Below are 11,059 nucleotides of genomic sequence, written 5' to 3' on the forward strand. Positions count from 1 at the left end.
CAGCTATTTATGCTGTTATGACTCGAATTATGCTACGTCGCCTATCTGCTTAAAGGTTTACTTTATAAATAGGTTCTTAACCCGATCCCTGGTGGAGACCATAACAATAAACGGGATATTGCAACAGCGGTATAGTATCAGAACGATAGTTAACTCCTAAACTTTCCTGAACTTTTTGGGATTGACAGAGCGTGAGATTACTTCTGAATTGACAAGTTTTTAGTATCAGTCGAGAATAAGCCGAAAGTAAAGATGTAGGAAGTCATACTTGCTCGCCTATAGCAGTTCTAAATGATTTGTAAAGTATGCTTCTAGCCTGCGGCAGGCTAGAAGCCTGCTCCACGTTCATGAATCAAATAGGATTGCTATATATCTCTACTAGTAGTGATAGGAGTGCAAGTTTAGCTATCATGGTTTGAGTTCTTTCTGGACTAGCTGCATACGTAGATGAAGATAATTACCAAGACTTTTTCTCCCACTCATCGACCCGAATCGAGTTACTTTTACAGAAAATCTGAATGAGAATGTCTTAAGAATTTATGTAATTTTTGTCCGGCTCTGTCAAGATTCTCGGAGCAGTAAATTGCTGCTATACTCAACTAGATTTTTCCATCATCGTTTGGCAATGCCTTAATATGTGAATTGTAAAGGGGGAGACTAATGTTAGCTGACACTTGTGATATTCTGCGTTCGATCGCTTGATTTTGACTTTCTGCCAAATACTAATTTTAGGTGTGAGCAAAGTGCTGATGCGCGAGCAAAATTTGCTGCTAATAACTCGACTAAAAAGCTGTAGCTACTACTATATTGGCGTACTCAAAAAGTATTTATCTAGAACTCCTCAATGGTTATTTATGTATGTATTTGGTCGCTTTAGCTCGATCCAAATCATGATGTTAAATTACTATCAGCGTCAACGAACCGCTAAAGTCTACGAGGAAAAAGATTCGGTGTTTAGTCACCTCAATACTGATGAAGTAGTTGAATCTTTAATCGCTGACGGATTGTACTTGGGGATTCATCTACCAGATAGCTGGGTGAGAGAAATCCGTGAGTTTGCAGAGCGTAATAATTGCTACGGAGACGGGAATTTACGCTTGAGTTTTGCTTATCAAGAAAGGCTAGCGGCGCAGAGTTCATACGGTCAATCTTTTCGACTAGGGAAATATTACAATGCCAGCTTGCTATGTCCAGCAATTGAGAAACTGGCTCGCGACCCAAAGCTATTAAATATTGCTGCGAAATATTTAAAAGTAGAATCGGTTCATGCTGGTAGTTGGCTGTGGTGGAGTTTTCCCCCAACAGCAGCAATTTATGAATCTACGGCTGCGATTGGGCAAGTGTTTCATCACGACCTTGAAGATTACCGTTGTCTTAGATTTTACTTCTACTTAAGTGACACTACCTTAGCTAATGGACCGCATGTATGTATTCGTGGCAGTCATCGTCAGAAAAAACTTGCCTATCTTCTCAGCTTGTGGCGGTTGCGTTCCGAGCAAGATGTGATTGATTACTACGGTACTTCTAGGATTGTGACAATTTGTGGTCCGGCGGGGTTTGGCTTTGTGGAAGATCCATTTTGCGTTCACAAAGGATTGCCACCAACGAAGGGAGATCGGCTGATTTTAGCGATACATTTCTCTATTAACGACTACGGGGTGTTAGGCGATCGAGATGACTCTTTGTTGTTGAACTCTAGCCAGCTGACTTCAAAATAGTCTCTACTTTTATGCGATCGTACTTAACTTCACGTCCAGAACGAAGATATCAAAGATACATGAGATCGGGAATATTTGAATACAGAATCTATTGCTGGCAATTCTTCCAACTTGAACTTTCTTGCTGCTCAATTATTTATCCGACTATCTATAGGTAATAACAATTCTAAAATTCCTCCTGTTGATAGTAGTAAATTAATCTTACTTAAGCAGTAGGCTCATGAGTTCTGTCATTGGCTATTCCACTTGTATGAAGACAAGAGACTACGAATCGAGGCATTCTGATGGGAAGATTATTCACTATCTTCCCATCCTCTTGACATAGTAGAAATCGAGTAAGTCAGGAAAGAGATCTCATGGGATACTACGACTTTGACGACCAATTCTGGTTACCAGAAGCAGTTTGTGCGAAGCTACCAAGACAAAAGGCTGCTCAAAAATTACCTAGATTTTGGCAGTTCATAGAAGTCTTAAAAAATAGCTTACTAGAGCGGCGCAATTAAAACTATACGATTGGGTATGAGTTCGATTTATAAACTACGAGCTATTTCTATACATTAAATATACAGTTAAATGACCACCAGAATAGCGGTTGTGGTGCAAAAAGGGGTGGATCAAAATAATGTTCTCTAGAAAACTATTTTGACCTACGTTCAAGTGGCAACAATCTCAAGTGCGAAATTATACTGCTGGGCTGGCGTTGGGATTTGAGATATTCACTGTCGTACAAAAGCCAAAACAATTAAATTAGAAAGGGATAAGTGACTGGAGTTGCAAAAGGAGATACTTTAGAAGTAAGTCAAAATTATTGCTCAAATTTTTGGAGTTACTGCCTACTCTGCTTCTACACCAGTAGTTATTCTGTCTGCGATAATTTTTAGCAACCCAATCCTTTCGTTTCACTATAACTGCTCGCTGTCACTGTATTACTCTGAAAATCTGTGTTTAAGTATCTTCCGCCTCTCAACGAGCATAACCTTCCTTATCCCGATACCATTCACCCAATCGTGGTGCATTTCGCGATCGCTATGGTGCTGTTTGCAGTATTTTGCGATCTCCTGGGGTATTTCACCAAAAATTCCAAATTGTATGAAGTCAGTTGGTGGAATCTGACCTTCGCAACAGTTTCGATCTTCATTGCAATTATTTTTGGACAAATTGAGGCAGGTCTAGCAGAACCTTATGCTGCATCTGTTTCAACGCTGAATGCTCATACAATTTTGGGCTGGTCGCTCTCAGGAATTCTAGCAGTCGTCACCGCATGGCGCTACGTGATCCGGTTGCAGGAAAGACCGCAGCTACCCCTTCCTTATCTCGCAGCGAGCGTGCTGCTAGTTGGGCTAGTTTGTATTCAGACATACCTGGGCAGCTTACTCGTGTGGGTCTATGGCTTGCATACGATTCCTGTCGTAGAGGCAATCAGAGGAGGTATATTATGAATCCAGACTTGCTGGAACAGTGGGGTAGTTTGGGAGTGAATGGGTTGCCCTACCCAATTCCCATCCATCCCAATCTGGTGCATCTAACGCTAGGGTTATTTATTGTAGCGATCGCCTTTGACATTGTAGGGGTACTGTTTCCCGTCGAGAAAGCAGTTTTTAAGTTTCTAGCAATTCCCGTTACCCGCTCGGCGCTGTTTGATGTCGGTTGGTATAACCTTTTAGCATCGGCGATCGTGACCTTTTTTACGGTTATGGCTGGTGTGTTTGAAGTTGCTTTGGCTGTACCGCTAGCGGATGTCACCAGTGCCTGGGGGCTTCATGCCTTGGAAACGATGATTCTACACGGTGTAGGGGGGGTGATGATTTTGACCTTAATCGTGGGAATGACCGTTTGGCGAGGCTTTCAACGCTATCAGTGGCGCAAAGACATGGCAAGACAGGTACAGTGGAGTTATCTCGCTGCTGGTTTATTTGTTTTTGCTCTGATGTTTGTGCAGGGAACGCTGGGCGCACATCTGGGTGCCGAATTTGGCATTCACGTCACAGCGGCTCAAATGCTGCACTTAGGCGAAAATCCCAATCAACTCTAGGGAAGGCAAAAGGCAAAAGGCAAAAGTCAAAACAGGAGTCAGGAATCAGAAGCTATAATTTTTCTCCCTTGTCTCCCTTGTCCCCCTTGTCCTTTCAGCTCTCTCAGCTCCCGAGAGCATCATAAGCTCTCTTCTTCCTGCCTTCTCCTCTCGGTTCGCTGTTCTAACTATGGTGCGATCGCTGTCATGATGAAACTTCGTGCAATTCTAATAATGACGGTCTATGCCATCCTGGTCGCTATGACAAGCTTGTGGATGGCGAAGCAATCCTATTCTTGGTTTCCGCCAGAAGCAGCAGCAGAAGCAAAGTTGCTAGACGATCTATTCAGTCTCTTTACTGGGTTAGGCACATTCATTTACTTAGGTGTAATTGGACCTTTCCTTTACTCGTTGGTTTTTCATCGAGCCAGTAAGTATGACATGAGCGATGGTCCCCCGATAGAAGGCAACACCTGGCTGGAAATTATTTGGACGGCAGTACCATTAGTTTTGGTGTTAACACTTTCCTTTGTGAGCTATCGGACTTACGAAAAAATGGCGGTGCGGGGTCCGATGGAACTGGTACACTTGCATATGCCTCAGATGATGCAGCCTGCTTACGCCGAACCCTTTGACAGCAAGCCTCAGCAGGAAATTCAGAATGCAGTAGAAACCGCTCCCATCGAGCAAATTGACGTGACCGCTAAGCAATGGGCATGGATTTTCCATTATCCAAAACAGGATATCACCAGCACTGAGTTACATTTACCAGTCGATCGCCGCGTGCGATTTACGTTGCGATCGCAGGATGTGTTGCACGGCTTTTACATTCCGGCATTTCGCCTGAAGCAAGATGTCGTTCCTAACCACGAAATCGATTTTGAACTGACTCCTGTGAAAACTGGAACCTATCGCCTGCGCGATTCCATGTTTAGCGGGACTTACTTTGGCGCAAATCAAGCAGATGTCGTCGTTCAGCCATTCAACGAATATCAACAATGGCTCGCTGATGCTGCCACTGGGTCGCCTACCCCTGCTTTTAATCGAGCTGCTTTCGAGTACAGCCAAGCAAACGATCGCTCTGGGACAACGAAAGACAAGGTAGCCGTTCGCGGTTGGGACACTATCCCACCTGCATCGCCACCTGTAGTAAATTATGCCCCTAAGCACGAACCGAATAGTCCACCTGCCTGATGTAACCAAATAATTTGTAATTCGTAATTCATAATTCGCGATCGTGAGTTTCGCAATTTTAACTTTTGACTTTTAACTTGCTTAATAACTTATGACAAACATCTCGATCGAAGCTCCAGAAGCCGTGCGCGGTCAGCCATACCCAGGCGCACCCGATAACTGGAAGCGATTCTTCACCTTCAGCACCGATCACAAGGTGATCGGCATTCAATACATCGTCACATCTTTTTTCTTTTTCCTAATTGGTGGCACGTTGTCGATGATTATGCGGGGCGAACTGATTACCCCCGATGCCGATCTGGTCGATCGCACTGTTTATAACGCGCTGTTCACAATGCATGGCTCGATCATGCTGTTTATGTGGACGTTCCCCGTTTTAGTAGGATTGGGAAATTATCTCGTGCCGCTGATGATTGGAGCGCGAGATATGGCATTTCCTCGGCTCAATGCGGTTTCGTTTTGGATGGTTCCTGTAGTAGGCATTCTGATGCTAGCCAGTTTCCTAGTACCAGGAGGTCCATCGCAGTCGGGATGGTGGGCATATCCGCCTGTGAGTTTGCAAAACCCGACTGGCAATCTGCTGAACGGACAGGTGTTATGGATTTTGGCAGTGGCAATTTCGGGGGTATCTTCCATCATGGGTGGGGTGAATTTTGTCACTACCATCTTCAAAATGCGTGCGCCAGGAATGACTTGGTTTAGAACGCCCGCCTTTGTCTGGTCGGTGCTGGGAGCGCAGTTAATACAACTGTATGGACTGCCTGCACTGACTGGAGGGGCAATCATGCTATTGCTCGATATCACGATCGGCACCAGTTTTTTTACACCAGAGCGGGGCGGTAATCCCATCTTATACCAACACTTTTTCTGGTTTTACTCCCATCCGGCAGTCTATGTGATGATTCTGCCAGCATTTGGGATGTTTTCCGAAATTCTGCCCGTTCATGCCCGTAAGCCCTTATTCGGCTATCGGGTGATTGCGGCATCATCGATCTTAATTACGGTTGTCAGTGGTTTGGTGTGGGTGCATCACATGTTTGCTAGTGCCACCCCTAGTTGGATGCGGATACTCTTCATGGTGACATCGATGCTGGTTGCCATTCCTTCCGGCATTAAAGTCTTTGGCTGGGTGGCAACGATTTGGGGTGGGAAGATTCGCTTCACCACGCCGATGCTGTTTGCGCTCGGTGGTATTAGTAATTGGTTGTTTGCGGGAATTACTGGAATTTTTCTGGCTTCTGTGCCGATCGATATTCACGTCAACAACACTTATTTTGTGGTCGGACATTTCCATTACGTGCTGTATGGCGCGATCGTCATGGGCATTTATGCCGGAATCTATCATTGGTTTCCTAAAATGACCGGACGCATGTATTATGAAGGGCTGGGTAAACTGCACTTTGCCTTGACCTACCTGGGAACGGCGTTAACCTTCCTGCCGATGCACCCGCTTGGATTGATGGGAATGCCCCGCCGGGCTGCATCCTACGACCTGGAATTTGCTTACTGGAATGTTATAGCAAGTATTGGCGGTTTTCTATTGGGGCTGTCTACGCTACCATTTATTCTCAACATGGTGAGTTCTTGGATTCGGGGCGAGAAAGTAGGCAACAATCCCTGGCGGGCATACGGTTTAGAGTGGCTGACTTCTTCACCACCAACCGTGGAAAACTTTGAAGAAACACCGCTTGTGGTTTCGGGTCCCTACGGCTACGGTAGGAACCAACCCTTGGTAGGGAACATTCCCAATCCAGGCTTGACTCAATTTCCTGAATCTCTGACGCAGCAGCAAACATCATGACAGCAGAAAGAGCGATCGCGCAAGATACTGAAGCTAACGTTCGACAGCACCAGGAGCATGACGCAGCAGGCAATAGTAAGTTTGGCTTTATCGTGTTTCTGCTGTCGGAAAGTGTCATTTTCCTGAGCTTCTTTACGGGTTACATTGTCTACAAAACCACTACCCTAGACTGGTATCCACCAGGTGTGACTGGCTTGGAAACCAGAGATCCATTCATTAATACGCTCGTGCTGGTATCCAGTAGCTTTGTCATCTACGTGGCTGAGCGTTATTTACACGATCAAAAACTGTGGGGCTTTCGCCTATTTCTGTTAGCTACTATGGCGATGGGTAGCTATTTCCTCTTTGGGCAAGCTGTGGAATGGCGCAGTTTACCATTTAGCTACCAGTCGGGTTTGTTCGGTGGTACGTTCTTTTTATTAACTGGATTTCATGGCTTGCACGTTCTCACCGGAATTCTGCTGCAAACATTAATGTTGGGGCGATCGTTTATCCCGGGTAACTACGACAACGGTTATTTTGGTGTTGAAGCAACGTCCTTATTTTGGCACTTTGTCGATGTCATTTGGATCGTGTTGTACACGCTCATTTACGTTTGGCAGTAGGAGAGCCCTATGATAATTGACGACCAATACTATGACGTAATTATTGTTGGTACGGGTGCAGGCGGCGGGACGCTGGCGCGAAAGCTGGCATCAACTGGTAAAAAGATCTTGCTGCTCGATCGCGGAGAACTGATCCATCGTGAAAGTTCGGAGTTGGTCGATACAGAAGTTTTTAAGAAAGAGCAATTTCACGCGCCAGAACCCTGGTACGACAACGCAGGAGAACCGTTTTATCCGCAAACATATTACGCCGTTGGTGGCAATACAAAAATCTGGAGTGGCGTTTTGCAGCGAATGCGCGAACGCGACTTTGAGCAAGTGCAGCATCAGGGTGGGGTTTCTCCGGCATGGGCATTGAAATATCAGGACTTTGAGCCTTACTACACCGAAGCCGAGAAGTTGTATCAAGTACACGGTAAAGTCGAAGATGACCCCACTGAGCCGCCCCATAGCCAAGCCTATCCTTTTGGGGAAGTTGCTCATGAGCCGATGGTGCAACATATTGGTGACACTCTTTCTCAGCAGGGGTTGCATCCCGTTCATTTGCCGCTAGGGTTGGGCGATCGCGGTAGAACTGATGCTGAAGACACCGGAGTTAGCCCCATCCTCAACAGCGAAAACGTGACGCTTAAAACTGCTGCCCAAGTCGTTTGTTTGCATACCAACCCATCAGGATCTCAGATCAAAGCAGTTGAAGCAAAAATTGGGGAACAGTCCTATTTGTTTTTAGGCAATATTGTAGTGCTTGCCTGTGGTGCTGTGAACTCGGCGGCATTGCTGCTGCGGTCTGCCAACGAAAAACACCCTGATGGAATTGCAAATGGCTCCGGTCAGGTGGGGCGAAATTTGATGAAACAACTGCTGTCGGTTGTGGTGCAGTTAACCTCTACCGCTAATTCTGGGTCGTTTTCCCGCACGCTAGGGCTAAACGATTTTTATTGGGGAGATAAAGATTTTCCGTATCCGATGGGTCACGTACAAAACTCCGGTGGCATTTTTCAAGATGTCATTTTTGCCGAAGCACCACCAATTTTATCGGCATTGTCTAGGCTGATGCCAAGTTTCGGCTTGCGACAGTTGGCAACTCATTCAATCGGTTGGTGGTTGAAAACAGAAGATTTGCCCGATCCCAACAATCGCGTTCGCTATGTGGGAGACAAACTGCGAATTGATTACACGGCGAATAATGTAGAAGCGCACGATCGCCTAGTATATCGTTGGGTTGATGTATTAAAAAGCGTCGAGCAGTCTCAGCCCAATGTCTTTAACCGCACGACCCATCCGCGCAGCGATATGCCCGTACAAGTTGTAGCTCATCAGTGCGGCACTTGTCGGTTTGGGGAAGATCCGGCAACATCGGTATTGGATCTAAACTGTCGCAGCCACGAAGTGCAAAATCTCTATGTCGTAGACAGCAGTTTTTTCCCTTCTCATGCCAGTGTTAGTCCTGGCTTGACTGTCATTGCCAATGCTTTGCGGGTTGGCGATCGCTTAATCGAGCAGTTGAAGTAAGGCGTTGCTGAATGAAAAATATAGCCTTTTTCAATTCGATGAAATACAAGATCTGTAGGGGCGCACAGCTGTGCGCCCCTACGAATGTATCGCATCATAACGAGAATCGCTATAAAGCAGTTGAGGCTAATCTCTTAGCAAAGTATTAGCCTTAATTGATTAACATCGCGATGATTTTGATAAACCGCTGACCTAATTTTTTTTCAACACCACCACAGGACAATGAGCATAACGAATCACTCGTTCTGCTACCGAACCGAGAAAAAATCGACTCAAGCCAGTTTTGCCATGCGATGGAATCACAATTAAATCGGCATTAATCTCCTTAGCATAGTCGAGAATCTCCGAACTGGGGTCGCCAACAGCAACGCCAATATGAACTCCTTCAAACTCCGAAGCTTTAAATCGTTTGTTCAAAGTCTCTTTTACGTGCTGCTGGCGCGAGCGATCGTCTAAAGTATTCCACATCGCCCCAGGTTCAGCTGGATGCAGGTGAGACAGAACGTGCAGAACATATAAATGACTTGCATCCTTCACAAATTCTCGCGCTGGAGATAGTGCCGCAAAAGACTCTTCTGAAAAATCGATCGGAACTAAAACTCGGTCTTTCTGTAACCAACTCATGATTTTAAATTGGTAATTGGTAATTGGTAATTGGTAGTTGGTATTTGGTATTTGGTCATTGGTATTTTCTCCCCCATTCTCCTCAGCTCCCTCAGCTCTCTTCCCCCTGCTCGATCGCTCCCTAATAACTGCTCACTTAAACACGGGCATCTTTCCAGTTTGGAGGCGCTGCATGTAATCTTGTAAATCGGCGGCAACTTTGTTTGACAAGAGGAAGCAGCCCAAGATGTTAGGGAAAGCCATTGACAAAATCATCATGTCGCTGAATTCTAAGACTGCACCGAGGTTGACGACAGCGCCGACAAACACGAAGAAAACAAACAGTGCCTTGTAAACTAAAGTGGTGCGATCGCCAAACAAGTATTCCCAACTGCGTTCGCCGTAGTAACTCCAAGAAATCATCGTGGAGAAAGCAAACAGAAAGATGGCGATCGCTAGTACGATTGGAAACCAGCTAATCGCGGAAGCAAAAGCAACATTTGTGAGTTGCGCCCCGTCTGCTTTGGTGTCGGTGTAAACACCTGTAATCACCACTACCAAAGCTGTCATGTTACAAATCACGACAGTATCGATGAAAGGTTCGAGTAATGCCACAATCCCTTCGCGGATCGGTTCTTCGGTACGGGCGGCGGAATGGGCGATCGCTGCTGAACCGACTCCTGCTTCATTCGAGAAAGAGGCACGGCGAAATCCTTGCACCAATACCCCAATAAATCCTCCGGCGAGCGCTTGTGGGAAAAAGGCTTCTCGGAGAATTGTGCCAACTGCACTGGGAATCTGAGGTATGTTCGTCAAAATAATGAATAAAGAGGCGAGGATGTAGATCAAGCACATGGCTGGAACCAGTTTCTCAGCCACCGAACCAATCCGCTTGATGCCACCAATAATCACTAAAGCAACTAATACAGCCATGACTAAACCGTAGAGCCAGTTTCGCCCCTGCAAAAAGGGTATGACTCCCGATACCGCAGCAAAGGACTGGTTTGCCTGGAACATATTGCCACCACCGAAAGACCCACCAATGCAAAACACAGCAAATAGTGGTGCTAGCACTTTACCCAAAGGACGCAGTCCCAGTTCGCCCAAGCCACGCGATAGGTAGTACATCGCCCCGCCGGAAACGCTACCATCCGGCTTGACAATACGATACTTCTGTCCCAAAGTACACTCAACGAACTTACTGGACATCCCTAACAACCCTGCGACAGTCATCCAAAACATTGCCCCAGGACCGCCTAACTGAATGGCGATCGCTACTCCAGCAATATTTCCTAAGCCTACTGTTGCCGATAGTGCCGCTGATAGCGCTTGAAAATGAGTGACTTCTCCTGCTTCTGCTGGATTATCGTAATGTCCTTGCACGACAGAAATCGCGTGACCGAAAGCACGGAAGTTGATGAAACTCATGCGGATTGTAAAAAATACCGCACCAATAATCAACCACAGGACGATAAACGGCATTCCGCCAATGCTAAAGAACAGAATTTGAGACAGCGCTGCTACTAGATAGGAAAAGATAGAGCAATTCCTAGTCTACTGAGGTACGATTAATAGTAATGTTGTGTATTCTGCCCAGATAAAAATGAAGGCATAC

General features: G+C 45.9%; 9 protein-coding genes and 1 pseudogene. 8 read left to right on the forward strand and 2 right to left on the reverse strand.

What is annotated here, in order from left to right; genetic code table 11:
• Positions 1-749 precede the first annotated feature (749 nt).
• From DSM107010_RS34785 to DSM107010_RS34815, 8 genes are all read left to right on the forward strand, one after another.
• Positions 750-1,718 (forward strand): phytanoyl-CoA dioxygenase family protein, encoded by a 969-nt coding sequence (locus tag DSM107010_RS34785; RefSeq protein ID WP_127025151.1) that lies wholly within the window; start codon positions 750-752, stop codon positions 1,716-1,718.
• 356 nt (positions 1,719-2,074) lie between these two features.
• Positions 2,075-2,221 (forward strand): hypothetical protein, encoded by a 147-nt coding sequence (locus tag DSM107010_RS40605; protein ID WP_181246425.1) that lies wholly within the window; start codon positions 2,075-2,077, stop codon positions 2,219-2,221.
• 438 nt (positions 2,222-2,659) lie between these two features.
• Positions 2,660-3,157, forward strand: coding sequence for a DUF2231 domain-containing protein (locus DSM107010_RS34790; RefSeq protein WP_015152928.1), 498 nt, complete (start codon positions 2,660-2,662; stop codon positions 3,155-3,157).
• A complete protein-coding gene (locus DSM107010_RS34795) occupies positions 3,154-3,750 on the forward strand; it encodes a DUF2231 domain-containing protein (protein WP_106168494.1) in 597 nt (198 codons plus the stop codon). The genes DSM107010_RS34790 and DSM107010_RS34795 overlap by 4 nt, the downstream gene beginning before the upstream one ends.
• Before the next feature lie 186 nt (positions 3,751-3,936).
• Positions 3,937-4,923 carry a cytochrome c oxidase subunit II gene (locus tag DSM107010_RS34800; protein WP_106168493.1) on the forward strand — a complete coding sequence of 329 codons (987 nt, stop codon included), beginning with the start codon at positions 3,937-3,939 and terminating at the stop codon, positions 4,921-4,923.
• 91 nt (positions 4,924-5,014) lie between these two features.
• Positions 5,015-6,724, forward strand: coding sequence for a cytochrome c oxidase subunit I (gene ctaD, locus DSM107010_RS34805; protein WP_106168492.1), 1,710 nt, complete (start codon positions 5,015-5,017; stop codon positions 6,722-6,724).
• Positions 6,721-7,329 carry a cytochrome c oxidase subunit 3 gene (locus tag DSM107010_RS34810; protein WP_015152924.1) on the forward strand — a complete coding sequence of 203 codons (609 nt, stop codon included), beginning with the start codon at positions 6,721-6,723 and terminating at the stop codon, positions 7,327-7,329. The genes ctaD and DSM107010_RS34810 overlap by 4 nt, the downstream gene beginning before the upstream one ends.
• Positions 7,330-7,338: 9 nt before the next feature.
• On the forward strand, positions 7,339-8,841 hold the full coding sequence (locus DSM107010_RS34815; RefSeq protein ID WP_106168491.1) for a GMC oxidoreductase: 1,503 nt from the start codon (positions 7,339-7,341) through the stop codon (positions 8,839-8,841).
• A gap of 192 nt (positions 8,842-9,033) precedes the next feature.
• On the opposite strand, the gene DSM107010_RS34820 is transcribed toward DSM107010_RS34815, so the two are convergent.
• Positions 9,034-9,465, reverse strand: a complete 432-nt coding sequence (locus DSM107010_RS34820; protein ID WP_015152922.1) for a universal stress protein — start codon at positions 9,463-9,465, stop codon at positions 9,034-9,036.
• Positions 9,466-9,597: 132 nt separating this feature from the next.
• Positions 9,598-10,986: pseudogene (locus DSM107010_RS34825) on the reverse strand (alanine/glycine:cation symporter family protein); the annotation flags it as partial.
• Positions 10,987-11,059 lie beyond the last annotated feature (73 nt).

This window comes from Chroococcidiopsis cubana SAG 39.79 (genome assembly GCF_003991895.1).
In the GTDB taxonomy this organism is placed as follows: Bacteria; Cyanobacteriota; Cyanobacteriia; order Cyanobacteriales; family Chroococcidiopsidaceae; genus Chroococcidiopsis; species Chroococcidiopsis thermalis.